The sequence below is a fragment of the Dactylosporangium sp. NPDC051485 genome (genome assembly GCF_040682015.1).
GTDB lineage: Bacteria > Actinomycetota > Actinomycetes > Mycobacteriales > Micromonosporaceae > Dactylosporangium.
Genome location: NZ_JBFAZW010000022.1, coordinates 93,202 through 116,457, shown reverse-complemented (window position 1 = coordinate 116,457; position 23,256 = coordinate 93,202). Strand labels below are relative to the sequence as shown.

The window sequence follows — 23,256 nt, the reverse complement described above, 5'->3', positions numbered from 1 at the left end:
GGGGCGCCTCGGCCGGCATCGAGGCGAGCCTGGCCGAGGCCGCGTTCATGGGCCTGACCGGCTTCGACGGGCTGACCGCCTACGGCCGGCTGCTGCTGGCCGAGCTGCAGGCCGATGGCCTCGACCCCGAGGATCCGCTGGGCATCGGCGCCGCGGACGGCTTCGCGCTGGCCGGCTCGGCCGCGCTACTCGACACGCTGCTGCCGGCCCCGGTCGACCACGTGCTGCTGCAGGCCGACCTCTCGGTGATCGTGCCCGGCCCGCCGGAGCCCGCCCTGGCCGGCGAGCTGGAACTGCTGGGCCAGCAGGAGTCGGCCAGCGTCTACCGGATCACCGCCGAGTCGGTGCGCCGCAGCCTGGACGCCGGCTACTCGGCCGCCGACCTGCACGCGCTGCTGGCCCGCCGCTCGCGCACGCCGGTGCCGCAGACGCTGACGTATCTCGTCGACGACGTCGCCCGCCGCCACGGCGGGATGCGGATCGGCTCGGCCAACTCCTACGTGCGAAGCGACGACGAGTCGATGATCGCCGAGGTGCTCGCCGACCGGCGGCTGCAGTCGCTCGGCCTGCGCCGGCTGGCCCCCACGGTGCTGGCCTGCCGCCACACGCCGGCCCGGCTGCTGGAGGCGCTGCGCGACGCCGGCTACCCGCCGGTGCAGGAGGACTCGACCGGCGCCGCCGTGCTGACCCGGCCCAAGGCCCGGCGGGGCTCACCCCGGCCGACGTGGGCCGCCAGGGGCGTCGAGGATCCCACCGCATCGGTACGGCTTTCCCCACCGCGCCTGGCCGGGGTCATCGAGCAGATCCGCCGGGGCGACGCGGCGGCCCGGGTGGCGCGGCGGGCCCCGGTGACGGTGCGGGCCAACGGGGCCAACGGCGCATCGCACACCGAGGCCCTCGAGGTGCTCCAGCAGGCGCTGCGGGACAAGACGCGGGTGTGGGTCGGGTACGTCGACGCGCACGGGGCCACTGCGTCGCGGCTGGTCCGGCCCGTCTCGATGGGGTCGGGGTACCTGCGGGCGGAGGACGAGCGCACGGAGATGCTGCACACCTTCGCGCTGCACCGCATCACGGGAGCGGTTCCCGAGTCGGAGGTCTGAGCGCTCTTCGCCCGCTCGCACCGCGCCGATCGCGTCGGTGAGCGTCGCCGCGCACCTGTTCGCGGCTCAGGTGCATTGCTTGATGTGCCCGGAGCCCGGATCGGACGACGCGCCCGCCCCCGAACTGATTCGACCACCCGGATCGCTGCCCGGGTGGTCCCGAACGCGCCCGTCCGGCTCCGCGGCGACGGCCGCGAGACCGTCTACCTCCAAACGCGCACCGGGTGGTAAGCGGTTGCAAGGGGACTTCCTCTTCCCACTATCCGGGAATTGTCATACCCGCATGCGACACTGGTTCGGTGCCAGAAGGTCCATTGATCGTCCAGTCCGACAAGACCCTGCTGCTCGAGGTCGACCACCCCGACGCCCAGGCGTGCCGCATGGCCATCGCGCCGTTCGCGGAGCTGGAGCGTTCGCCGGAGCACGTGCACACCTACCGGCTGACCCCCCTCGGGCTGTGGAACGCGCGCGCCGCGGGCCACGATGCGGAGAGCGTGGTCGACTCGCTCCTGCGCTACTCCCGCTACCCGGTCCCCCACGCGCTGCTGGTGGACATCGCCGAGACCATGGACCGCTACGGGCGGCTCCAGCTGCTCAACGACCCGGTCCACGGCCTGGTCCTGCGCGCCTCCGACCGCGCGGTGCTGATCGAGGTCTCCAAGAGCAAGAAGCTCGCCGGGATGCTCGGCGCCCAGCTCGACGCCGACACCGTCATCGTCCACGCCTCCGAGCGCGGGCGGCTCAAGCAGGCGCTGCTGAAGCTCGGCTGGCCGGCGGAGGACCTGGCCGGCTACGTCGACGGCGAGGCGCACGCGATCCACCTGGCCGAGAGCAACTGGACGCTGCGCTCCTACCAGCGCGAGGCGGTCGAGTCGTTCTGGGCCGGCGGCTCGGGCGTGGTGGTGCTCCCCTGCGGCGCCGGCAAGACGCTGGTCGGCGCGGCCGCGATGGCCGAGGCCAAGGCGACGACGCTGATCCTGGTCACCAACACGGTCGCCGGGCGGCAGTGGAAGCGCGAGCTGATGGCCCGCACGACGCTGACCGAGGAGGAGATCGGCGAATACTCCGGCGAGCGCAAGGAGATCCGGCCGGTCACCATCGCGACCTACCAGGTGCTGACCACCCGCCGGGGCGGCCAGTTCGCGCACCTGGACCTGTTCAACGCCCGCGACTGGGGCCTGGTCGTCTACGACGAGGTGCACCTGCTGCCCGCCCCGATCTTCCGGTTCACCGCCGACCTGCAGGCCCGGCGGCGGCTGGGGCTGACCGCGACGCTGGTGCGCGAGGACGGGCGCGAGGGCGACGTGTTCTCGCTGATCGGGCCGAAGCGCTACGACGCGCCGTGGAAGGACATCGAGGCGCAGGGCTGGATCGCGCCGGCCGAGTGCGTCGAGGTGCGGGTGACGCTGACCGACGCCGAGCGGATGGCGTATGCGGTGGCCGAGCCGGAGGAGCGGTATCGGGTGGCGGCGACGGCGCGGACCAAGCTGCCGGTGGTGCGGGCGCTGATCGACCGGCACAAGCACGAGCAGATCCTGGTCATCGGCGGGTATATCGACCAGCTACACGAGCTCGGGGAGTTCCTCCAGGCGCCGATCGTGCAGGGGGCGACCACGAACCGGGAGCGGGAGAAGCTCTTCGACGCGTTCCGGGCGGGGGACCTGCGGACGCTGGTGATCTCCAAGGTCGGCAACTTCTCGATCGACCTGCCGGAGGCGGCGGTCGCGGTGCAGGTGTCGGGGACGTATGGGTCCCGGCAGGAGGAGGCCCAGCGGCTCGGGCGGGTGCTGCGGCCCAAGGCCGATGGGCGGCAGGCGCACTTCTACACGGTCGTGGCGCGGGACACGATCGATACTGAGTACGCGGCGCATCGGCAGCGATTCCTCGCCGAGCAGGGGTATGCGTACACGATTACCGACGCCGACGACGTGCTGGCCTGATTCGCCTGCTTCTTTCGGATTTCGGGGGGGGCGGCGTGCTCTCCAAACCCCTCGGGTCTTTCGGGCCGCCGTTGGTCGCTCCGGCGGCGGCCGTCGTTTCACTGCGGGCGGGGCGCGCGGTGCGGCAGACGTTGTTGAGCTGCGGGCGATGAGCGGAGGGGGAACGCGGGGGACGTCGTTCTGCTGCGGTCCTTGAGCTGGGCGCGGAGATGCGGCGGCCGCTGTTCGAGGTGCGGGCGACCGGTTGGTGCGGTTGCCGGCTGGGTACGGCTGTTGTTTACGGGCCCTCGGTCAGCACCGACAAGGCCTCGGTGATCAGGGGGGAAACGTCCTCGTTGGCCTCGGCGGTTTCCACCCAGGCCATGAAGGCGTTGATCAACGCGCCTACGCAGGCGCCCACGAAGGCCTGGCAGCGGAAGTCGTCGGCCGGTCGGCCCAGGCGTTCGGCCAGCGGCGCGGCCAGGTGGCGGATGGACTCCTGCATGCTGTCCAGGGCTCGCATGCGCAGGGCCGGGACCGAGAACTGGAGCCTGGCCCGCTGGAGGGCCTGCTCCGTCTCCTCCTCGCTCACGCCGCCGAGGGTCGTCAGGAAGGCCCGGCGCAGGACGTCCAGCGGGGGCAGGTCCGGCGGGGCGTTGCGGATCTCCTCGACCATGAGGTCGTCGTAGCGGTCCTGGATGACCACGTCTTCCTTGGTCTTGAAGTAGCGGAAGAAGGTGCTCGGGGAGATCTCCGCGGCCTCCGCTATCTGCTCCACCGTGGTGGCCTCGTAGCCCTGCTGGACGAACAGGCGCACGGCGTGCTCCTGAATCGTCCAGCGGGTCTTCTGCTTCTTGCGTTCACGCAAGCCGGGAGAGCTCATCAACCGATTCTTCCGCAGTATCGGGCGATTGCGCACGGGGCAGGAAGAACGCCACCAGAACGGCGCCCACCACGGCGATGGCGGCGCAGACGAGCAGCACCGCGGCCATGGCGTCCAGGAAGGACGTGCGGGCGGCCAGGGCCAGGGCGCGGTCGCCCGTCCTGGCGGCCAGGAGCACGGCGGCGGAGATGGACTGGCGGGCGGTTTCCGGGGCGGTGTCGAGGCCGTCGCGGTACACGGCGGAGGCCAGGCTGCCCAGCAGGGCCACGCCCAAGGCGCCGCCGACCTGGCGGAGAGTCATCGTGATCGCGGTGCCCGAGCCGGCGTCGTCGCGCGGCAGGGAGCCGAGGACGGCGTCCATGGACGGGGTCAGGGCCAGGCCCACGCCGGCGCCGGTGATGGCCAGCCAGGCGGCCACGTAGCCGTAGCCCGAGCCGATGCCGGTCCGCGCGCCCATGACCATGCCGGCGGCCCCGATCAGCAGGCCCAGGGCGACCGGGATGCGGGTCTGGGTGAGGTGGGCGAGGCGCTCGCCGAGGGGCGCGCCGAAGAACATGCCGCCGATCAGCGGCAGCAGGCGCAGGCCCACCCCCAGGGCGTCGTTGCCCCGGACCGCCTGCAGGTACTGGGGCAGGATGAACAGCGCGCCGAAGAGGGCGAAGGAGGCCAGGACGCCGGCGGCGGTACCCCAGGCGAAGCGCGGCCGGCGGAAGAGCCGCAGGTCGATCATGGGCTGGGCCAGGCGGCGCTCGACGAGGGCGAAGGCCAGCAGCAGGAGCGCGCCGGCGGCCAGGGAGGCGAGCACCCTCGCGTCGGTCCAGCCGCGGGCGGGGGCCTCGATCACGCCGTAGACCAGGGCGACCAGGCCCAGCGTGGACAGCGCGGCGCCGAGGTAGTCGATGCGCTTGGGGTTGGCCGAGCGCGACTCCGGGATGAGGAACGCGACGGCGACCAGCGCGATCAGGGCCACCGGCACGTTGATGACGAAGATCGAGCCCCACCAGAAGTGCTCGAGCAGATAGCCGCCGATGATCGGGCCCAGCGGCAGGCCGATGCCCATGCCCATCGTGACCAGGGAGATCGCCTTGCCCCGGTCGCGCTCGTCGAACAGCACGGGCAGGACGGCCATCGTGAGCGGGGTCAGGATGGCGCCGCCGACGCCCATGAGCGCGCGGGCCGCGATGATCTGGCTTGCGCTGCCGGCGTAGACGGCGATCAGCGAGGCGCCGGCGAACACGAGCAGCCCGATCATGAGCAGCCGCTTGCGGCCGTAGCGGTCGCCGAGCGCGCCCATGACGAGCAGCAGGCCGGCGAAGACCAGCACGTAGGCGTTGACGATCCACTGCAGGTCGTCGCTGCCGGCGTTGAGCGCGGTGGCGAGGGTGGGCAGCGCGACGTTGAGGATCGTCGTGTCGAAGCCGACGGTGAGCACGCTGAGCACGATCGCGACGAGTGCCCACCACCGCCGCGGGCTGGAAGTGACATCATCCATGATTTGATAGTAGCTATCACTTGATAGTGACTGTCAATCAGCGACGCGTGTCCGGTAAACAACTGAGCCGGGCGCGCCAGCGCCCGGCTCAGTTGTTTTGATCTTGGTGTGGGAGTCGCCCTGGTTGCGAGTCCCGGAAAGGACTAGCGGGCCCGGAGTTCCGCGGACAGCAGCTCCGCGATCTGGGCCGTGTTCAGCGCCGCGCCCTTGCGCAGGTTGTCGCCGGTCACGAAGAAGTCGAGCGCGCGGGGATCGTCCACCGAGCGGCGGATGCGGCCGACCCACGACGGGTCCGTGCCCACGGCGTCGATCGGCATCGGGAACTCGCCGGCGGCCGGGTCGTCGACCAGGATCACGCCCGGCGCGTGGCGCAGCACCTCGCGGGCGCCCTCCGCGTCGACCTCCGCGCCGAAGACGGCGTGCACGGCGACGGAGTGCCCGGTCACGACGGGGACGCGGACGCAGGTCGCGGAGACCTTGAGGTCGGGCAGGCCGAGGATCTTGCGCGACTCGTTGCGCAGCTTGAGCTCCTCGGAGGACCAGCCGGCATCGCGCAGGGAGCCGGCCCACGGCACCACGTTGAGCGCCAGCGGGGCCGGGAACGGGCCGAGGTCGTCGCCCACGGCCTGGCGCACGTTGCCGGAGCGCGAGCCCAGCGTGCGGTCGCCCGCGACCCGCCGCAGCTGGTCGAGCAGGGTGTCCACGCCGTCCTTGCCGGCGCCGGAGACCGCCTGGTAGGAGGCCAGGACGAGCTCCTTGAGGCCGTACTCCCGGTGCAGCGGCGCCAGCGCGACGATCATCGTCAGGGTCGTGCAGTTGGCGTTCGCGATGATGCCCTTGACCCGGTTGCGCACCTGCTCGGGGTTGATCTCGGGGACGACGAGCGGCACGTCGGGGTCCATGCGGAAGGCGCCGGAGTTGTCCACGGCGACCGCGCCGCGCGACACGGCGACCGGCGCCCACTCGGCCGAGACCTCGTCAGGCACGTCGAACATGGCCACGTCGATGCCGTCGAAGACCTCGGGGGCCAGCTCGTGCACGAGGAGCTCCTCGCCGCGCACGGTGAGTCGCCGGCCCGCCGAGCGCTTCGACGCGACGAGCCGGATCTCGCCCCACACGTTCTTGCGCGAGGACAGCAGGTCGCACATCACGGAGCCGACGGCCCCGGTCGCTCCGACCACGGCCAGGCTCGGCAGAGCGCCCATGAGGGACGACCTACCTTCCGGTCCCCGCGTACACCACTGCCTCATCGTCGCCGCCGAGCTCGAAGGCGTCGTGAATGGCGCGCACGGCAACGTCGAGGTCGGTGTCGCGGCACACGACCGAGACCCGGATCTCCGACGTCGAGATCATCTCGATGTTGACCCCGGCCTCGGCGAGGGCGGCGAAGAGCTTGGCCGCGACGCCCGGGTTGGAGCGCATGCCGGCGCCGATGAGGGAGACCTTGCCGACGTGGTCGTCGAACAGGATCGTCTTGTAGTCGACCGTGGCCTTGATGCGCTCGAGCGCGGCCTTCGCGGCGGGGCCGTCGGTCTTGGGCAGCGTGAAGGAGATGTCGGTGCGGCCGGTGCTCTCGGTCGACACGTTCTGCACGATCATGTCGATGTTGGTCTCCGCGGCCGCGATCGTCTGGAAGATCCGCGCGGCGACGCCGGGCTGGTCGGGCACGCCGACGATGGTGATCTTCGCCTCGCTGCGGTCGTGCGCGACGCCGGTGATGAGCGCTTGCTCCACGGAAAGGTCCTCCATCGATCCGGTGACCATGGTGCCGTTTGCGGTTGAGTACGAGGAACGGACGTGGATCGGCAGCGAGAAGCGCCGCGCGTATTCGACGCTGCGCAGGTGCAGCACCTTCGCGCCGCACGCGGCCAGCTCGAGCATCTCCTCGTAGGTGATCTGCTTGATGTGCCGGGCGTTCTTGGCCACCCGCGGGTCGGCGGTGAAGATGCCGTCGACGTCGGTGTAGATCTCACAGACGTCGGAGTGCAGGGCGGCGGCCAGGGCCACCGCGGTGGTGTCCGAGCCGCCCCGGCCCAGCGTGGTGATGTCCTTGGTGTCCTGCGAGACGCCCTGGAAGCCGGCCACGATGGCGATCGCGCCCTCGTCGAGCGCGCTGCGCAGCCGCCCGGGGGTCACGTCGATGATCCGGGCCCGGCCGTGCGTCGACGTGGTGATCACGCCCGCCTGGCTGCCGGTGTAGGAGCGGGCCTCGAAGCCCAGGTTGTTGATCGCCATCGCCAGCAGCGCCATCGAGATGCGCTCGCCCGCGGTGAGCAGCATGTCCAGCTCTCGGCCGGCGGGCACCGGGCTGACCTGCGAGGCGAGGTCCAGCAGCTCGTCGGTCGTGTCGCCCATCGCGGACACCACCACGACGACCTCGTGGCCCGCCTTGCGCGTGTCGACGATCCGCTCGGCGACGCGCTTGATGCGCTCGGCGTTGGCGACGGAGGAACCGCCATATTTCTGCACTATCAGCGCCACCGCCGTCGAGCTCCTTCCAGGTCACACGAGAGATCGCACGTGACATTCAACGCAGCCGAGCGTACCGGGGCCGGATGTCCCCCGGGAGTGGCGTTCCACGATCCGGCCGCCCTGCCGGGCGAGAATACGCGGGTGCTGCAGCATCGGGTCGGCAATCGTGGGATCACTGTGACCACCGGCACCGCCTTGGCCGTGCTCACCGGCCTGCTGGTCGCCGGCTGCGGCTCGGCGGGGGCCCCGGACGCGCCCGTGACGAGCGCGAGCGCGGAGCCGGCCCAGCCCGACCCGAGGGCGCTGCTGGCCGCCCGGGTGGCGGTGGCCAAGGACAAGCGTTACGTGGCCGCCTACACGCTGACGGCGCAGGGCAAGGCGCCGCGATCGATCCTGGTCACCGTCGCCACCGACCGCACCTGGCGGGTCGACGTCCAGGGCGGCGCCCTCGGCGGCACCCAGGACGTGGCGATCGCGAACCGGCCCGAGGGGCTCTACCAGTGCCCGATCAACCCGGCCGGCGGCTGCGTGCGGGTGGCCGCCAGCGGCAAGCGGCTCCCGGCGGCGATCGATCCCCGCCTGCAGTACGTCTTCGTGGCCTGGCTCGACGTGCTGCTGGACCGGCAGATCCCGCTGGCCGTGGCGCCGGTCGACCCGCTGGCCGGCACGTCGGCGCCCTGCTTCGCGGTCGAGCCGGGGGTGACCGCGATCGCGCCGCCGATCGACCCGGGCACCTTCTGCTACAACGACGACGGCATCCTCACCGCGGCCAAGTTCGCGTTCGGTCAGCTGATGCTGACCGGCGAGGTGGTCGCGGCGCCGGGCACCATCTCACTGCCCGGCCCGGTGGTGGACGGCCCGCCGCTGTCCACGTCCGCCCCGCCCCCGCCGCCGTCCGCCCCCGCCTCGCCCACGCACTCCTGACCGGGTACAGTGGCGCTTGACATGTGGCAGACGCTTCTTCTTGGTCGCCGCGACGAGGCCTCCCAGGCCGGCACCTCGTCGCGGGGATAACGCGCGTCTGCGCTCCTTGCCGGTCGTTCCTCGAAGATCGTGCAAACTCATTCAGGAGCAGATAGAGCATGTCCGAAATCGCCCGCCAGACCACCAGCCGCATGCCCATCCACCGCTACCGGCCCTTCTCTGAACAGTTCCCGATCCCACTGACCGACCGGCAGTGGCCGGGCAACGAGGTCAAGGCCGCCCCCCGCTGGTGCGCGGTCGACCTGCGCGACGGCAACCAGGCCCTCATCGACCCGATGTCGGTCGAGCGCAAGCGGCGGATGTTCAACCTCCTGGTACGCATGGGCTACAAGGAGATCGAGGTCGGCTTCCCGGCCGCCTCGCAGACCGACTTCGACTTCGTGCGCACCCTGATCGAGCAGGACCTCATCCCCGAGGACGTCACGATCCAGGTGCTGACCCAGTGCCGGGACAACCTGATCGAGCGCACCTTCCAGTCGCTGGCCGGGGCCCGCCGGGCCATCGTGCACTTCTACAACTCGACCTCGACGCTGCAGCGCCGGGTGGTGTTCGGCCTGGACCGGGCCGGGATCACCGACATCGCCACCACGGGCGCGCGGCTGTGCCAGAAGTACGCCGAGGCGATCACGCCCGACACCGAGATCTTCTACGAGTACTCCCCGGAGTCCTACACCGGCACCGAGCTGGACTACGCGCTCGAGGTGTGCAGCGCGGTCATCGAGGTGCTGCAGCCCACGCCGGACCGCCCGCTGATCGTCAACCTGCCGGCCACGGTGGAGATGGCGAGCCCGAACGTCTACGCCGACTCCATCGAGTGGATGTCGCGCAACCTGCCTCGGCGCGAGTCGGTGGTGCTGTCGCTGCACCCGCACAACGACCGCGGCACGGCCGTGGCCGCCGCCGAGCTGGGCCTGCTGGCCGGGGCCGACCGGGTGGAAGGCTGCCTGTTCGGCAACGGCGAGCGCACCGGCAACGTCGACCTGGTGACGCTGGGCCTGAACCTCTTCTCGCAGGGCGTCGACCCGCAGATCGACTTCTCCGACATCGACGAGATCAAGCGCACCGTGGAGTACTGCAACCAGCTCCCCGTCCACGAGCGCCACCCCTACGCGGGCGACCTGGTGTACACCGCCTTCTCCGGCTCCCACCAGGACGCCATCAAGAAGGGCTTCGAGTGGCTGGAGCGCGACGCCGCCAAGGCGGGCGTGCCGGTTGAGCAGTTCACGTGGGGCGTGCCGTACCTGCCCGTCGACCCGAAGGACCTGGGCCGCTCCTACGAGGCGGTCATCCGGGTCAACTCGCAGTCCGGCAAGGGCGGCGTCGCGTACGTCATGAAGACCGAGCACCACCTGGACCTGCCCCGCCGGCTGCAGATCGAGTTCTCCGGCGTCGTGCAGCGGCACACCGACGACGAGGGCGGCGAGGTCAGCCCGCAGGCGATGTGGGACTTCTTCGCCGGCGAGTACTTCAGCGACCGCCGCTTCACGCTGGTGGGGTACGAGGCCACCACCGTCGACGGCAAGGTCACGCTGACCGCGGAGATCACCGCCGACGGCGAGGCCCGCACGGTGAGCGCCACCGGCAACGGCCCGATCGACGCGTTCGTGCACGCCCTGGGCGACGTCGGCGCCGACGTGCGGGTGCTGGACTACGCCGAGCACGCGCTCACCTCCGGCGAAGGCGCGCAGGCCGCGGCCTACGTCGAGTGCTCCGTGAACGGCGTCACGTACTGGGGCGTCGGCGTCGATGCGAACATCGTCACCGCCTCGCTGCGCGCCGTATTGAGCGCCGCCAACCGGGGTTAGTCGCGTATCGGACCCGCCCGTGACGATCAACACGGGCGGGTCCTCCCGGCGTGACGGGCGCGGATGCCGCACAGTAATGGCGTGCGCCCCCTCACCAACGGCAAAGCCGTCCTCATCGCCCTCGCGATCGCCACTGTGCTGACCAGCGCCGGCAGCTGCGACGCCTCCTCCCCCTCCGGCGGGGGCGAGCCCGCGTCAGGTGCGTCGGCCAATCCCGGCAGTACCACCAGCACTGGCAGCACTGGCAGCACCGGTAACGCCGGTGGTGCCAGTAGCGCGACCGCCTCCTTGAACGCGCTGACCGTTGCCGCCGCCGGCCCGATGTCCGGCTACAGCCGCGATAAGTTCACCCACTGGATCGGGCAGGGCAGCGGCTGCGACACCCGCGATGTCGTGCTCAAGCGCGACGGCAAGGACGTCAAGGCGGCCGCCGACTGCAAGATCACCGCGGGCAGCTGGGTCAGCCCGTACGACGACAAGGCGGTCACCGACCCGGGCGCCCTCGACATCGACCACGTGGTCCCGCTCGCCGCCGCCTGGCGCTCGGGCGCCGCGGCGTGGACCGCCGATCAGCGCAAGGGTTTCGCGAACGATCTGACCCGGCCGCAGCTGTTCGCGGTTAGCCTGCAGTCCAACCGGGCAAAGGGCGACCAGGATCCCTCGACCTGGAAGCCGCCGTCGCACACCTACTGGTGCACGTACGCGCAAAACTGGGTCACAGTGAAGGCGTACTACAAGCTCACCGTCACGCAGGCGGAGAAGACCGCGCTCACCGACATGCTCGCGACCTGTAAGTAGCCTTCAGAAGGGGCCGGAACAATGGCGGACACGACAACACCAACTCCGGCCCCTTCGGGCCCTGATACCCCTTCGGGCTCTGCGACTCCCCCGGCCCCCGCGACCACGCCGGCCCCCGAGACCGCTCCGGGCTCCAAGACCGCTCCGGCCCCCGAGACCGCTCCGGGCTCCGAGGCCGCTCCGGGCTCCGAGGCCGCTCCGGCCCCTGAGACCCCTTCGGACGCTCCGGCCGCTCCCGCCCCGCTGCAGACCGACATCATGGCCGGCCCGGGCGGGGTCATGACGGACGAGGTCGGCGTCGTCACCGGCGAGCTGACGCTGCGGTCCGAGCTCGGCGCCGACGGGTCCTTCGTCGTCCAGGTCCAATACAAAGACGCCGATGAGTGGTACGTCGTGACCGGCGGCAAGGGCACCGTGAAGGACCCCGCCGACCTGGCCGCCGTGCACGCCGTCGTCGCCGGGATCCTCAATCGGCCCGAGGGTTAGACCGCTCTTCTTCCCTCGAAGGCTCGCCCGAGCGTGATCTCGTCGGCGTACTCCAGGTCGCCGCCGACCGGGAGCCCGCTGGCCAGCCGCGTGACGTTGAGGCCCATCGGCTTGACCAGCAGGGCGAGGTACGTCGCCGTGGCCTCGCCCTCGGTGTTGGGGTCGGTGGCGAGGATGAGCTCCTTGCACGCCCCGTCGGCCAGCCGCGTCATCAGCTCACGGATGCGCAGGTTGTCCGGCCCGATCCCTTCCAGCGGGTTGATCGCCCCGCCGAGCACGTGGTAGCGGCCCCGGAACTCGCCCGTGCGCTCGATCGCGACGACGTCCTTGGGCTCCTCGACCACGCAGAACACCTCGTCGCTGCGGCGCGGGTCGCGGCAGATGCGGCACAGCTCGGCCTCGGCCACGTTGAAGCAGCGCGTGCAGAACCGCACGAGCTCCTTGACCCGCTGCAGCGCCTGGGCGAGCCGCTTGACGTCGACGGGGTCGGCCGACAGCACGTGGAACGCGATGCGCTGCGCGCTCTTCGGTCCGACCCCCGGCAGCCGACCGAGCTCGTCGATCAGGTCCTGGATGGCGCCTTCGTACACGCCCGGTGCCCGCTCTTAGAATCCGGGCAGGCCGAGCCCGCCGCCCAGGCCTCCCAGCCCCGCGGTCAGCGGCCCCATCTTCTGCTCGGTGAGATCCCGCGCCGCCTGGGCCGCGTTGTGCACGGCCGCCACGACCAGGTCCTCCAGCGTCTCCACGTCGTCCGGGTCGACCGCCTTGGGATCGATCTTGACCGACACGACCTCGCCGGTGCCTTTCACGGTCGCCGTGACGAGGCCGCCCCCGGCCGTGCCGGTGAGCTCCGCCTCGGCCAGTTCGGCCTGCGCGGCGACCATCTGCTGCTGCATCTTCTGCGCCTGCTTCATCATCTGCTGCAGGTTGGGCTGTCCACCGGGCCGCACGGGCCGCTCCTTCAACTCGTGGGACGGATGTTCCGATCAGCTTATGCCCTACCCGAATACGCAGTTGCCTGACCCGATCCGACGTACGACTCTGGACAGGTCTGCGGGGCACAGGTCGAGCACGGCGTTGCGGCACCTAGCGATATGGCAGCTTGTAGTCTGGCGATCTGTGACGCAGCTGACTCATACTGTTGGACGAAGGCTAAGGGGGGAACCGATGCCTACCGTCTTCTACCGAGATCCGGACTTGGTCATCACGGACGACGTCTTCGCCGTCTGGAATCCCGAGCCCCAGGTCTACGACCTGGAGGGCCTCGATCGGCTGCGCGTCGAGCACAACGGGCGCCCTGCGCGCATCGTACTGCTCGTCGCCGGGGCACTGGCAACCGTGGGGGCGGCGGCCGTGCTCACCTACACGTATACGGATGCGGCCGGGCCGTACGTGATCACCGCGGCCATGCTGTCCGTCTCGCCGCTGACCAACCGGGCGATGCGGGCCTTCACGCCGGTCGTGTGGTTATTGCGCGCCCGGTACGCGGACGCCGACGTCACGCTGTTCTCCACCACCAGCGCCATGTCCGTCATGCGCGTGCGCCGATGCCTGATGCGCGCGTTCGCGGCCAACGCCGCGAGCGTGGAGCGCCTCGACCGCGCCGGCTACGCCGAGGCCTACCGGAGGTTGAACTCCCTGCTCTGAGGTCGTGCCGTGAAGGTTGCCCGCGGGAATGTTGGTCCCGCGGGCAGCGTCTGTTGCCCGGTTTGCCGGATATATGTATTCATGGGCCAACTTCGCATACTCACGTGGTGTATGACACACCGCTAACTATGCTGAAGGTTCACGTCCTTGGGTTTGAAGGAGGCGACCCCGTGTCCGAGGACAACAACCCCCTGGTGTGGCGCAAGGCCGCAATCTGTGGCACCACATCGTGTCTGGAAGTCGCGTTCATCGCCGACGGCATCCTGGTTCGTGATTCGGAAGACCCCAGCGGTGCACGTCTGGAATTCGGCCCGGCGGATTGGCGCACGTTCCTAGCGGGATTGCGCATCGACAGCCTTACTCCGCCGCGCTGAGCGCTACTGCCCGTCGAACCGGCCGGCCTTGATGCCGCCGACGAACGCAGCCCACGACTCGCGCCCGAACGACAACACCGACCCGTCCGGCTCCTTGGCGTCACGAACAGCAACACCGCCGTGCGCGCGGTCGGCGACCTCGACGCAGGTCTGGTTGGCGCAGTAGCTGCTCTTTCGCCAGGCAGGCGTGACCGCCATGTGCATATCGATCCCTTCTGAGATGGTCTTCGGAAAGCTATTCAGTCCGAAGATCACTACCGGCCGGATGGGCGCCGACGCCGGCGGCCGCGGCGGCGATCCTTCCGGCCGAAATCTTCTCGTCGAGCGCGGCCTCCCAGGTGCGGTCCCAGCCCTCGCGATGGCGCGCGATCTTGACCGCATCGTCGACGATTTCGTCGCTCAGGCCGCTCTCCCGGTAGAGCACCGCGTGCCCGTCCGTCTCACCCGCCAGGCTCAGCAGGTCGAAATGGCCGAAGGGGGGAACCGGCCGCGAGGACGGGTGGATGCGCACGACGACCAGGCCCTCCTCGATCGCCGCGCCGATCGCGGCGAGCTGCTCACGCAGGACCTCCACCCCGCCGACCTCGCGCCTGAGGATGGACTCGTCGACGAGGGCATGCAGCGCCGGCCGGGGATCGCGCCCGCGGAGCATCTTGCGGCGCTCCGCCCGGATCGACATGCGGGCCTCGATCACGTCCGCGGCGATCTCGTACGCATAACCCTCGAGGATCGCCCGGGCGTACCGCTCGGTCTGCAGCCATCCGGGGAACGTCGTCGGCGCGAAGCTGCGGATCGAGGACGCCTCGGCCTCGAAGCTGATCAGCTGGCGCATCGCCGGCGTCAGCAGGGCGCCCTGGTAACGCTTGTCGTCCCACCACTGCTTGCGCTGCCGGGCCGCCGCCGTGGCCTCCAGCAGGTCCTCGACGATCTTGCGGTCCTTGATCCCGAGATAGGCCAGCAGCGGGCGCAGGTCGTTCTTCGAGATCGTGACCTCGCCGGACTCGATCCGCATCACCTTGGAGAGCGACCACTCCATGGCCTCGGCCACCTGGGTCTGCGTGTCACCCTTGGCGTTGCGGGCGTCCTTGATCGCGAGCCGGACCTTCCGGCGAGCGACGGCGGGCGTGTCACCCGGACTCATGACGTCGTCGTGTCCCTCGTTGGACGTATGCCTACTTGCCGTATGGCTGCCGGAATAACCGTACGCCGCCGGTAGGCGTTCGGCTGACAGAGATCGCCAACCGCTACCCGCTCGTCGCGGAATAGGCCGCCCGTTCGGGTGGTCCCCTCCGAGCCGCGGTAACTATACGGCTCTTCTGCCATACGGCCGTCCGGGATATGGCACGTTCGCCTGATCGTTACCTACCGGCCAGTAGGATCACAATGCGGCGTACCGCTGGCGCTCCCGTTCCCGCCACTCCAGGGCCCTGATCAGGGCGCGCCGGACCTGGCCGAAGGTCCGCGGGTCGCTGCCGTGGAAGAGGCGCACGTCGTGGACGCCGTACCGGGCGCGGATCTCCTGCGCGGCGCGGGTGCGGCCGGCGCGGGGGTGCTCCAGGATGTACACCCTCTCCAGGAAGTCGATGCGGTACTCCACCCGCGCGGGTCTCAGGATCACGAAGTAGTCGGCGGTCACGACCAGGTCGGGACTTCGGTAGAACATTCGCATCCCCCTCACCAACGAGAACAGCGCCCGGTCCCCGCCGGGCGCTGTTGCGTGTCGGCCACTCGGCCCCCCTCGTGGCTAACTACTTCGATGATCCCATGTGATATGACCGTGCGCTAGGCACCTATCTGCCATATCGCAGGTTGCCCTACTCAGATTGGTAGGGGGTGCCCGCGCTGCTCCAGCGCGCGGATCAGCGCCCGGCGCACCGTGGCGAAGGTGGACCGGCTGGTGGTGAAGAAGATGCGCACGTCCGCGGCCCCGTACCGCGCCCGGATCTCGTGCCCCGCCCGGAAACCGGCCCCCCGACCGTGCCGGACGATGTACGGAGACTGGATCTCCTCGAGATGGAACCGCATTGGATCGGGTTGCAGGACAACCACGTGGGTGCTGGTGATCAGGATGTCCGAGCTCCGATAGAACATCGCCGCCCCCTCAAACAGCGTGCCGATGCGTCGATGGTCCCATGGCCCGTCACGCCGGAACACCCTTCAACCTGCCGTATCGCTGATGGCGACATGACAAGTGGTGGGCCGACGGATGACGTTTCCGGGTGTGACGTGCGTCATGGCACCCCGGCCCAGGGCACGATGATCAGCAAGCCGACCGCCGCGGCCAGCGCGATCACCACCCGCCAAGCGGCGACGAGGGCCCCAAACGCCGCCGGGCCGACCCCCGGATGGGGGCCGGCCCGGCGTTCTGCCTGGTAGGCGGTGCGGAGGATACGAGATTCGAACTCGTGAGGGTTTTATCCCAACACGCTTTCCAAGCGTGCGCCCTAGGCCTCTAGGCGAATCCTCCGTGCGACAGGATACCCATTGCTCGCGGGGTCTGTGCACCAGGGTATTGTGGTGTCCAAGCCACTCGTGCGGCGACACCTCATGAACCTCCCCAGGGCCGGAAGGCAGCAAGGATAAGTGAGCTCTGTCGGGTGCACGGGTGGCCTTCTTGCATCCGGCGCCCGCGCCCGCCCGCGTGACGGCTGCCGGAAAGTGTCGGTGGTGCGGAGTACGGTGGTCCCGGCTCTAGTCGAACGGAGGGACCGCAGGTGGCGCTCGCGCTCTACCGCAAGTACCGGCCTCGCACGTTCGCCGAGATCATCGGGCAGGAACACGTCACCGAGCCGCTGACGCAGGCGCTGCGCTCGGGGCGGCTCAACCACGCCTACCTCTTCTCGGGCCCCCGCGGCTGCGGCAAGACGTCCAGCGCCCGCATCCTGGCCCGCTCCCTCAACTGCGAGCGCGGCCCGACCCCCGAGCCGTGCGGCGAGTGCCAGTCCTGCCGCGACCTGGCCCCCGACGGCGCCGGCTCGATCGACGTCATCGAGATCGACGCGGCCAGCCACGGCGGCGTGGACGACGCCCGCGACCTGCGCGAGCGCGCCTTCTTCGCCCCGGTGTCGAGCCGCTTCAAGGTATACGTGATCGACGAGGCCCACATGGTGTCCTCGGCCGGCTTCAACGCCCTCCTCAAGCTGGTGGAGGAGCCGCCGGAGTACGTCAAGTTCGTCTTCGCCACCACCGAGCCCGAGAAGGTGCTGGGCACGATCAAGTCCCGCACCCATCACTACCCCTTCCGCCTGATCCCCCCGGGCGTCCTGCGGCCCTATCTGGAGCAGCTGACCGCGGCCGAGGGCGTGAAGGTCGAGCCCGCCGTGTTTCCTTTGGTGGTACGGGCGGGGGCCGGCTCGGCCCGTGACACCCTCTCGGTCCTCGACCAGCTGATCGCCGGCGCCGGCGACGAGGGCGTCACCTACGCCCGCGCGGTGGCCCTGCTCGGCGTCACCGACGTGGCCCTCATCGACGAGATGTGCGAGGCCCTGGCCGCCGACGACGGCCGCGGCGCTTACGGCGTCATCGACCGCGTCGTCGAGGCCGGCCACGACCCGCGCCGCTTCGCCTCCGACCTGCTGGAGCGCCTGCGCGACCTGATCGTCCTGCAGCAGGTCCCCGACGCCGTCACCAAGGGCCTGCTGGACGCACCGCACGACCAGCTCGAGCGCATGGGCGCCCAGGCCACCCAGCTGGGCCAGGCCGCCCTGTCCCGCTACGCCGACATCGTCCACAACGGCCTGACCGAGATGCGCGGCACGACCGCCCCGCGCCTGCTGCTGGAGCTGATCACCGCCCGCATGCTGCTGCCGGGGGCGGACTCGTCCAGTTCCGCGCTGCTGCAGCGGCTGGAGCGCATGGAGCGGCGCCTGCAGGCCGGAGGGGTGCCCGCCGCGCCGGCCGAGGCCCCATCGATCGCGCGCGGCGCGGCCGAGGGCAACCGCGGCCTGGACTACATCCGCGGCGCGGCTGTGGAGGCGGCGCCGGCCGCACCTCAGGTGCCGCCCGCGCCCGCCCCGGCCGCCTGGTCGGACGCCCCGGCGCCGACGGCTCCCGCTGCCCCCACGGCTGCCACTGCCCCCACGGCTGCCCCGTCTTCGGCGGCGCCGGTCGAGGCCGCTCCGGAGCCGGTGCCCGCCGCTCCCCGCCCGACCCCTTCCGTGGCCGCGGGCGGCGGCGCGGGCCTGGACGCCGACGCGATGCGCCGGGCCTGGCCCGACGTCCTGTCGCTGGTCAACGACAAGAGCAAGAAGACCGGCGCCATCCTGCGCGACGCCACCGTCCAGGCCGTGGAGTCCAACACCCTGGTCCTGGGCTTCAAGTACTCCACGCACGCCAACATGCTCAACGCCGGCCCCGAGGTGCTGCTGAGCGCCCTGCAGGAGCTCTTCGGCGGCCGCTGGCAGGTCCGCTGCGAGGTCGGCGGCCAGCCGGGCGGCGGAGGCGGCGGAGGCAACCGCCCGACCCCGCCTCAGCCCACCCCGCCGCCGGCCGGCCCATCGGCTCCCCCGCCGGCCCCGTCCGGAGGGCCCACCGAGCCACAGCACCGCCCGGCGCCTCCACAGCCCTCGGGCGACCACGGCTCCCCACGCCGCGCGGCTCCCGCTCCCGCCGCCACGGCGGTGATGACGGCAACCGGCGACGGCGACTGGCCCACGCCCGCGGTGCCGGGCGGCGCCGCACCGCAGCCGCCGGCCGCCGACGACTGGCCAACTCCCGCAACGCCGGGCTCTGCCGCTGCCGCCGCCGCAACGCCGGGCTCTGCCGCTGCCGCCGCCGCAACGCCGGGCTCTGCCGCTGCCGCCGTCGCGACGCCACCGGCCCCGAGCGGCTCCCATCCGCCGGCCCCCAGTGCCGCGTGGGCGGCCTCGGCGGTCTCCGTGGCCCCTGCGGAGCCTGCGCCCCCGCCCGCACCTCCGGCGCCGGCACAGCCCCGCCAGACGGGCTCCAGCGCCCTGGAGCGCGCCCGCGAGGCCGCCAGCCGCGCCGCAGCCAACGGCACCCGCCGCGCCACCGCCACGCCTGCCCCACCGGCCCCCGCCACCAACGGCGGCCGCCCGGCCTCCCCGCCGGCCCCCGCCACCAACGGCCGCCGCCCGCCCGCCGCGGGTGCCGAGTCGGCCTGGGAGGGCGCCGGCGCCGACGAGCCCCCGTGGGACCCCGACTACGACGACGCGCCGGCGGCCGCCGATCCGCGCTTCCCCGGCCTGGACCCGGGCGACGAGCTGCTGGACGACGCCAGCGAGGTCCGCGAGACGAGCGAGGAGGCCGCCCTGCGCCTCCTGATCGAGGCCTTGGGCGCCGAACGAATCGGCGAGACCACCGGCTGACCATCTGGCGCCCGGCCACCGGCCCCGAGCTCACGACGCGGCCACACCGTCCGGGCACGACGCGGACGACCGGAAGGCCAGCGTTGCCCCCGAGCGCCCCGAGTGCCCCGAGTGCCCCGACCGCCGGGCGCGACAAGGGACGGCTAGGCGCCGGCACCAGCCATCGGCATCAAGAACCCCGGCGCTGTCGCATGCGGGCGCCACCCGCGGAGAACATCGCCGACGGCCCGAAGGTCAGTGGGCGGCGCGCTCGGGGTGGCGGGACAGTACGGTGCGCGTGCGCGCCAGGGTGGAGAACGGGTTGGCGAACTGCAGGACCAGGGTGGCGAACTCGGCGCCCGGCAGGCACGTGATGATGAGGAGCTGGTCGCCTCGGCGGACGTCCCAGAAGGTGTCGCCCCGGGCGCCGGCGGTGATGATCCCGTTGAGGTGCAGCCCGCCGTGCTGCGGCGGGGCCTCCGAGCGCGGGGCGATGCGGATCGCGGCGATGGCGGACACCGGAACCTCGATGCGCGCGCGGCGGGTCCACCAGCGGTCCAGGCCCTGGGGCTCGAGGACCAGGGCCGTCTCGGTGACGGTCAGCTGGAGGTTGGTCGGAACCTTCATCAGCGCGAGCAGGCTCGCGGCCATGACGATCGGGATCGCCGCGAGCGCCAGCAACATGGAGCTCATGAAGCCGAATGTACGCGCGTCAACGTGAGCGGTTGGCGATTTCATGGAAGCGGACCGAACGGGCGAATCCGGGAGAGGTAATGGGATTGATGCGCACCATTGACTGGATTGACGGGGCGGTGGTGGTCGTGGATCAGACGCGGCTGCCCGGCGAGACCGTGTACCTGCGGCTGGAAACGGTCGAGGCGCTGGTCGACGCCATTACGCGGCTGGCCGTGCGCGGGGCGCCGGCGCTCGGGGTGGCGGGGGCGTTCGGGGTCGCGCTGGCCGCCCTTCAGCATCAGGATGCGCAGGCCCGGGCCCATGCCGTACACCTCGTTGAAACGGCGCGGCCGACGGCGGTGAACCTGGCTCGCGGCGCGCGTCGGGCGGCGGCGCTGTTGCCGTCCTTCGACGCGGTACTCGCGGAGGCTTTGCGCATTCGGGACGAGGAAATCGCCAGTTCGGCGGCGATGGCGCGGCGCGGCGCGGATCTCGTGCAAGCGCTCTGCGGCGCGAGCGGAAACGACATTCGGCTTCTCACGCATTGCAACACCGGCGGGCTGGCCACCGTCGTGGAGGGCACCGCACTGGCCGTGGTGTTCGAGTTGTACCGCCGCAAGGCCCTCCACAGCGTCATCGCCAGCGAGACGCGGCCGCTGTTGCAGGGCGCCCGGCTGACCACGTGGGAGCTCGCCAGGGCCGGGGTGCCGCACCGCCTGGCGGTCGACTCGGCCGGGCCGTTCCTGATGGCGCGCGGGGAGGTCGACGCGGTGATCCTCGGGGCGGACCGGATCTGCGCCAACGGGGACGTGGTGAACAAGGTCGGCACGTACTCGCACGCGCTCGGGGCGTGGGCCGCCGGCATCCCGTTCATCTGCGTCGCGCCGGAGTCCACGGTGGACCTCGACACGGCGTCGGGGGCCGACGTGGAGATCGAGGACCGCGGGCCGGCCGAGGTCGTCGCGGCCGCGCCGGCGGGGACCGAGGCGATCAACCCGGCGTTCGACGTGACGCCGGCCGCGCTGGTCACCGCCGTGGTGACCGATACGAGGGTGTTCTCAGGCCGGGCGGACGGCGCGGACGGTCCGGCCGTCGGCCGAGACCGATTCGATCCAGCCGCCGACCCGGCCCAGGCGCAGCAGCACGTCGGCCCGGGCCGGCAGGTCGGCCGACTCGCCCGGCTGGGGCGGCCAGGCCAGCCGGCTGTTGTGGCCGGGGGTGAGCCAGGGGGTCAGGCCGGCGATCGGGTCGGCCCCGTCCAGCGCGGCCCGGGCCGCGCTGAGGTCGGCCAGCACGGTGTCCAGGGAGCGGCCCACGGCCGGGGCGTTGCCGCCGCACATCGCCGCGGTCAGCTCCGGCCGGGCGGCGGCGACGCGGGTGCCGTCGCGGAAGGAGCCGGCGCCGAGCGTGCCGGCCAGGGGGTCGTTGGAGATGAGGGCGGCGACCGCGGCGGCGACCAGGTGGGGCACGTGTGAGATCGCGGCCACGGCGGCGTCGTGCTCGTCCGCGGTGGCGGGCACGACGCGGGCGCCCAGGCCGGTGATCAGGGCGGCCAGCTCCACCCAGTCGCGCAGGCCGGTGCCGTCCTCGGTCAGGCAGAGCACCCAGGAGCAGCCGTCGAAGAGCCGCGGGTCGGCGGCGGTGAAGCCGGACGTCTCGCGGCCGGCCATCGGGTGGCCGCCGATGAACGTGGCCAGGGCCTGGCCGCCGGTGCGCAGGCGATCGGCGGCCAGGTCGCGGACCGGGCCCTTGACCGAGGTGACGTCGGTGACCACGCCGACGTAGCCGAGGGAGGCCAGCTCGTCGAAGACCGCGCCGACGGCCGGCAGCGGCACCGCGACGACGGTCAGGTCGGCGTCGCGCACGGCGTCGCCGATGGACGCCGTCACGTGCCAGCGGGCGTTGGCCGGGGCCTGCGCGGCCGCCGTGCGCGCCGTGGCCCGGGTCGCCGGGTCGGCGTCGTAACCCTGCGCGCGGTGTCCATGCATCGCGAGTGCCCGCAGGACCGATCCGCCGATCAGCCCGAGCCCGATCACCGCCACGTTCAACGTCGCTTCACGCACTGCGGAACTGTCGCACACTCGCCGATCACCCGTTCGGCTCGGGACGGCCGCCGAACGACTCATGCCGACCTATTCACACCAAATCACGCGGTTACGTGTAGTTACCGTGCCGTTCATGCGACTTATCCGATTTGCGGTGGCGGCGGTCGTCGCCGGGGCGTTGCTCGCCGGCGGCTCGGCCAGCGCGGCCACGGTGCGGCACAACCCGCTGCGCACGCCGCAGTTCGACGGGGCCGTGTTCGCCACCGCCTATCTGGGTGACACCGTGTACGTCGGCGGCAGCTTCGCCAACGCGATCGTGAACGGGCGCGGCGTCCCCCGCACCCGGCTGGCCGCCTTCAACGCGCGCACCGGGGCGCTGCTCGACTGGGCACCCTCGGCCGACGACACGGTCCGCGCCCTGGCGGCCGATGGTCACTCCGTGTATGCGTCAGGTGACTTCCAGCGCGTGTCCGGGGTGCAGCGCGACTCGCTGGCGAAGCTCGACGCCGCGACGGGCGCCGTCGATGCGTTCAGCCACGGCGTGACCGGCTCGGTGGTGGCCCTCGGGGTCGGGGGCGGGCGGCTGTACGTCGGCGGCCGCTTCACCGCGATCGACTCCTCCCGCCGGACCAACCTGGCCGCGTTCAGCACCACGACCGGCGAGCTCGACCCTCGCTGGGCGCCCACCACCGACGACGCCGTCGGCGCGATCGCCGTCACCCCGAAGCGGGTGTACCTCGGCGGCGGCTTCCACAGGACGAACGGCGTCGCCAACTCGCTGCGCCTCACCGCCGTCGATCCGGTCGACGGGTCGCTCGACCCGGGCTTCCTGCCCCGCCCGCCCGCCGTGGTCCTCGCGGTCGCCGTCGGCGCCGACGGGACCGTCTACGCCGGCATGGGCGGCCAGGGCGGCCGCGCCGCCGCCTACGGTCCGGCCGGCAAGCTCAGATGGACCCGCGTCTTCGACGGCGACGTGCAGGCGGTGGCGGCGCTGGGCGGGGTGGCGTACGTCGGCGGCCACTTCGACCGGGCCTGCACGACGCTGAGGAACGGCAGCCAGGGCGTCTGCACCGACGGCTCCTCGCCGCGGGTCAAGCTGGCCGCGGTCGGCGCCGCCGGGCAGCTGCTGGACTGGGCGCCGCAGGCCAACGGCATCGTCGGCGTGCGCACCCTGGCCGCCGGCGAGTCCCTGCACCAGCTGACGGCGGGCGGCGAGTTCACGACGGTCGGCGGGGCGAGCCAGAAGCGGCTCGCCGTCTTCGGCTGACAC

At 71.7% G+C, this 23,256-nt stretch carries 21 protein-coding genes, 1 tRNA gene, 1 other RNA gene and 2 pseudogenes; 12 read left to right on the top strand and 13 right to left on the bottom strand.

The features are described 5' to 3' along the window. Nucleotides 1-1,100, top strand: a 1,100-nt coding sequence (locus AB0M46_RS15675; protein WP_363336378.1) for a helicase-associated domain-containing protein, incomplete at its 5' end; no start/stop codon positions are given. Nucleotides 1,101-1,399: 299 nt separating this feature from the next. Continuing rightward, nucleotides 1,400-3,040, top strand: a complete 1,641-nt coding sequence (locus tag AB0M46_RS15670) for a DNA repair helicase XPB (protein WP_363336376.1) — start codon at nt 1,400-1,402, stop codon at nt 3,038-3,040. Nucleotides 3,041-3,317: 277 nt separating this feature from the next. Here the strand turns inward: AB0M46_RS15670 and AB0M46_RS15665 are convergent, their stop codons facing one another. The 4 genes from AB0M46_RS15665 to AB0M46_RS15650 form a co-directional block, all read right to left on the bottom strand. Then, nucleotides 3,318-3,902 carry a TetR family transcriptional regulator gene (locus AB0M46_RS15665; RefSeq protein WP_363336374.1) on the bottom strand — a complete coding sequence of 195 codons (585 nt, stop codon included), beginning with the start codon at nt 3,900-3,902 and terminating at the stop codon, nt 3,318-3,320. After that, on the bottom strand, nt 3,880-5,394 hold the full coding sequence (locus AB0M46_RS15660; RefSeq protein ID WP_363336372.1) for an MFS transporter: 1,515 nt from the start codon (nt 5,392-5,394) through the stop codon (nt 3,880-3,882). The genes AB0M46_RS15665 and AB0M46_RS15660 overlap by 23 nt, the downstream gene beginning before the upstream one ends. A 143-nt stretch (nt 5,395-5,537) precedes the next feature. Next, complete coding sequence (locus AB0M46_RS15655; protein WP_363336370.1) at nt 5,538-6,599, bottom strand: aspartate-semialdehyde dehydrogenase; 1,062 nt, start codon at nt 6,597-6,599, stop codon at nt 5,538-5,540. Nucleotides 6,600-6,609: 10 nt separating this feature from the next. Then, the gene (locus AB0M46_RS15650; RefSeq protein ID WP_363336368.1) at nt 6,610-7,875 is read right to left on the bottom strand and encodes an aspartate kinase; all 1,266 of its coding nucleotides are present in this window, start codon (nt 7,873-7,875) and stop codon (nt 6,610-6,612) included. Between the two features lie 39 nt (nt 7,876-7,914). On the opposite strand from AB0M46_RS15650, the gene AB0M46_RS15645 reads away from it, so the two are divergent. From AB0M46_RS15645 to AB0M46_RS15630, 4 genes and pseudogenes are all read left to right on the top strand, one after another. Then, complete coding sequence (locus tag AB0M46_RS15645) at nt 7,915-8,790, top strand: hypothetical protein (protein ID WP_363336366.1); 876 nt, start codon at nt 7,915-7,917, stop codon at nt 8,788-8,790. Between the two features lie 158 nt (nt 8,791-8,948). Further along, nucleotides 8,949-10,655, top strand: a complete 1,707-nt coding sequence (gene leuA / locus AB0M46_RS15640; RefSeq protein WP_363336364.1) for a 2-isopropylmalate synthase — start codon at nt 8,949-8,951, stop codon at nt 10,653-10,655. 81 nt (nt 10,656-10,736) lie between these two features. Next, on the top strand, nt 10,737-11,453 hold the full coding sequence (locus tag AB0M46_RS15635; protein ID WP_363336363.1) for a DUF1524 domain-containing protein: 717 nt from the start codon (nt 10,737-10,739) through the stop codon (nt 11,451-11,453). A gap of 252 nt (nt 11,454-11,705) precedes the next feature. Continuing rightward, nucleotides 11,706-11,939: pseudogene (locus AB0M46_RS15630) on the top strand (hypothetical protein); the annotation flags it as partial. Here the strand turns inward: AB0M46_RS15630 and recR are convergent. Both recR and AB0M46_RS15620 read right to left on the bottom strand, forming a co-directional pair. Beyond that, nucleotides 11,936-12,529: a recombination mediator RecR gene (gene recR, locus AB0M46_RS15625; protein WP_363336361.1), complete on the bottom strand. Its 594-nt coding sequence runs from the start codon at nt 12,527-12,529 to the stop codon at nt 11,936-11,938. The pseudogene AB0M46_RS15630 and the gene recR sit on opposite strands and share 4 nt — an antisense overlap. Nucleotides 12,530-12,544: 15 nt before the next feature. Beyond that, the gene (locus tag AB0M46_RS15620; RefSeq protein ID WP_350619114.1) at nt 12,545-12,865 is read right to left on the bottom strand and encodes a YbaB/EbfC family nucleoid-associated protein; all 321 of its coding nucleotides are present in this window, start codon (nt 12,863-12,865) and stop codon (nt 12,545-12,547) included. Nucleotides 12,866-13,106: 241 nt separating this feature from the next. On the opposite strand from AB0M46_RS15620, the gene AB0M46_RS15615 reads away from it, so the two are divergent. Both AB0M46_RS15615 and AB0M46_RS15610 read left to right on the top strand, forming a co-directional pair. Continuing rightward, nucleotides 13,107-13,586: a DUF6232 family protein gene (locus tag AB0M46_RS15615; RefSeq protein ID WP_363336359.1), complete on the top strand. Its 480-nt coding sequence runs from the start codon at nt 13,107-13,109 to the stop codon at nt 13,584-13,586. A gap of 170 nt (nt 13,587-13,756) precedes the next feature. Continuing rightward, nucleotides 13,757-13,960: a DUF397 domain-containing protein gene (locus tag AB0M46_RS15610; protein ID WP_363336357.1), complete on the top strand. Its 204-nt coding sequence runs from the start codon at nt 13,757-13,759 to the stop codon at nt 13,958-13,960. A 3-nt stretch (nt 13,961-13,963) separates the two neighbouring features. Here the strand turns inward: AB0M46_RS15610 and AB0M46_RS15605 are convergent, their stop codons facing one another. The 5 genes from AB0M46_RS15605 to AB0M46_RS15585 all read right to left on the bottom strand — a co-directional run bounded on the left by AB0M46_RS15605 (nt 13,964) and on the right by AB0M46_RS15585 (nt 16,427). After that, nucleotides 13,964-14,215, bottom strand: a complete 252-nt coding sequence (locus AB0M46_RS15605) for a DUF397 domain-containing protein (protein ID WP_363336355.1) — start codon at nt 14,213-14,215, stop codon at nt 13,964-13,966. Further along, nucleotides 14,196-15,101, bottom strand: a complete 906-nt coding sequence (locus AB0M46_RS15600) for a helix-turn-helix transcriptional regulator (RefSeq protein WP_363336353.1) — start codon at nt 15,099-15,101, stop codon at nt 14,196-14,198. Before AB0M46_RS15600 ends, AB0M46_RS15605 begins: the two co-directional genes overlap by 20 nt. A gap of 237 nt (nt 15,102-15,338) precedes the next feature. Further along, nucleotides 15,339-15,623 carry a hypothetical protein gene (locus tag AB0M46_RS15595; RefSeq protein WP_363336351.1) on the bottom strand — a complete coding sequence of 95 codons (285 nt, stop codon included), beginning with the start codon at nt 15,621-15,623 and terminating at the stop codon, nt 15,339-15,341. 155 nt (nt 15,624-15,778) lie between these two features. Next, nucleotides 15,779-16,114 (bottom strand): hypothetical protein, encoded by a 336-nt coding sequence (locus tag AB0M46_RS15590; protein ID WP_363336349.1) that lies wholly within the window; start codon nt 16,112-16,114, stop codon nt 15,779-15,781. Nucleotides 16,115-16,342: 228 nt separating this feature from the next. Then, nucleotides 16,343-16,427, bottom strand: a tRNA-Ser gene (locus AB0M46_RS15585). Nucleotides 16,428-16,482: 55 nt separating this feature from the next. Between AB0M46_RS15585 and ffs the strand changes: the two genes are divergently transcribed. Next, nucleotides 16,483-16,576, top strand: an RNA gene (gene ffs, locus AB0M46_RS15580) — signal recognition particle sRNA small type. 98 nt (nt 16,577-16,674) lie between these two features. Further along, nucleotides 16,675-19,287 (top strand): DNA polymerase III subunit gamma and tau, encoded by a 2,613-nt coding sequence (locus AB0M46_RS15575; RefSeq protein WP_363336347.1) that lies wholly within the window; start codon nt 16,675-16,677, stop codon nt 19,285-19,287. A gap of 234 nt (nt 19,288-19,521) precedes the next feature. On the opposite strand, the gene AB0M46_RS15570 is transcribed toward AB0M46_RS15575, so the two are convergent. Continuing rightward, nucleotides 19,522-19,959 (bottom strand): hypothetical protein, encoded by a 438-nt coding sequence (locus tag AB0M46_RS15570; RefSeq protein WP_363336345.1) that lies wholly within the window; start codon nt 19,957-19,959, stop codon nt 19,522-19,524. Nucleotides 19,960-19,967: 8 nt separating this feature from the next. Here AB0M46_RS15570 and mtnA point away from each other — a divergent pair. Further along, a pseudogene (gene mtnA, locus AB0M46_RS15565) lies at nt 19,968-20,945 on the top strand (S-methyl-5-thioribose-1-phosphate isomerase); the annotation flags it as partial. A 54-nt stretch (nt 20,946-20,999) separates the two neighbouring features. On the opposite strand, the gene AB0M46_RS15560 reads toward mtnA, so the two are convergent. After that, on the bottom strand, nt 21,000-22,004 hold the full coding sequence (locus tag AB0M46_RS15560) for a prephenate dehydrogenase/arogenate dehydrogenase family protein (protein WP_363336344.1): 1,005 nt from the start codon (nt 22,002-22,004) through the stop codon (nt 21,000-21,002). 115 nt (nt 22,005-22,119) lie between these two features. Between AB0M46_RS15560 and AB0M46_RS15555 the strand changes: the two genes are divergently transcribed. Beyond that, complete coding sequence (locus tag AB0M46_RS15555) at nt 22,120-23,253, top strand: hypothetical protein (protein WP_363336342.1); 1,134 nt, start codon at nt 22,120-22,122, stop codon at nt 23,251-23,253. Nucleotides 23,254-23,256: the final 3 nt, after the last annotated feature.

What these genes read in the sequence shown, in the direction of transcription:
- AB0M46_RS15665 (WP_363336374.1), bottom strand. Translation starts at nt 3,902, where the DNA reads ATGAGCTCTCCCGGCTTGCGTGAACGCAAGAAGCAGAAGACCCGCTGG.
- AB0M46_RS15660 (WP_363336372.1), bottom strand. Translation starts at nt 5,394, where the DNA reads ATGGATGATGTCACTTCCAGCCCGCGGCGGTGGTGGGCACTCGTCGCG.
- AB0M46_RS15655 (WP_363336370.1), bottom strand. Translation starts at nt 6,599, where the DNA reads ATGGGCGCTCTGCCGAGCCTGGCCGTGGTCGGAGCGACCGGGGCCGTC.
- leuA (WP_363336364.1), top strand. Translation starts at nt 8,949, where the DNA reads ATGTCCGAAATCGCCCGCCAGACCACCAGCCGCATGCCCATCCACCGC.
- AB0M46_RS15615 (WP_363336359.1), top strand. Translation starts at nt 13,107, where the DNA reads ATGCCTACCGTCTTCTACCGAGATCCGGACTTGGTCATCACGGACGAC.
- AB0M46_RS15600 (WP_363336353.1), bottom strand. Translation starts at nt 15,101, where the DNA reads ATGAGTCCGGGTGACACGCCCGCCGTCGCTCGCCGGAAGGTCCGGCTC.
- AB0M46_RS15595 (WP_363336351.1), bottom strand. Translation starts at nt 15,623, where the DNA reads ATGTTCTACCGAAGTCCCGACCTGGTCGTGACCGCCGACTACTTCGTG.
- AB0M46_RS15570 (WP_363336345.1), bottom strand. Translation starts at nt 19,959, where the DNA reads ATGAGCTCCATGTTGCTGGCGCTCGCGGCGATCCCGATCGTCATGGCC.
- AB0M46_RS15555 (WP_363336342.1), top strand. Translation starts at nt 22,120, where the DNA reads ATGCGACTTATCCGATTTGCGGTGGCGGCGGTCGTCGCCGGGGCGTTG.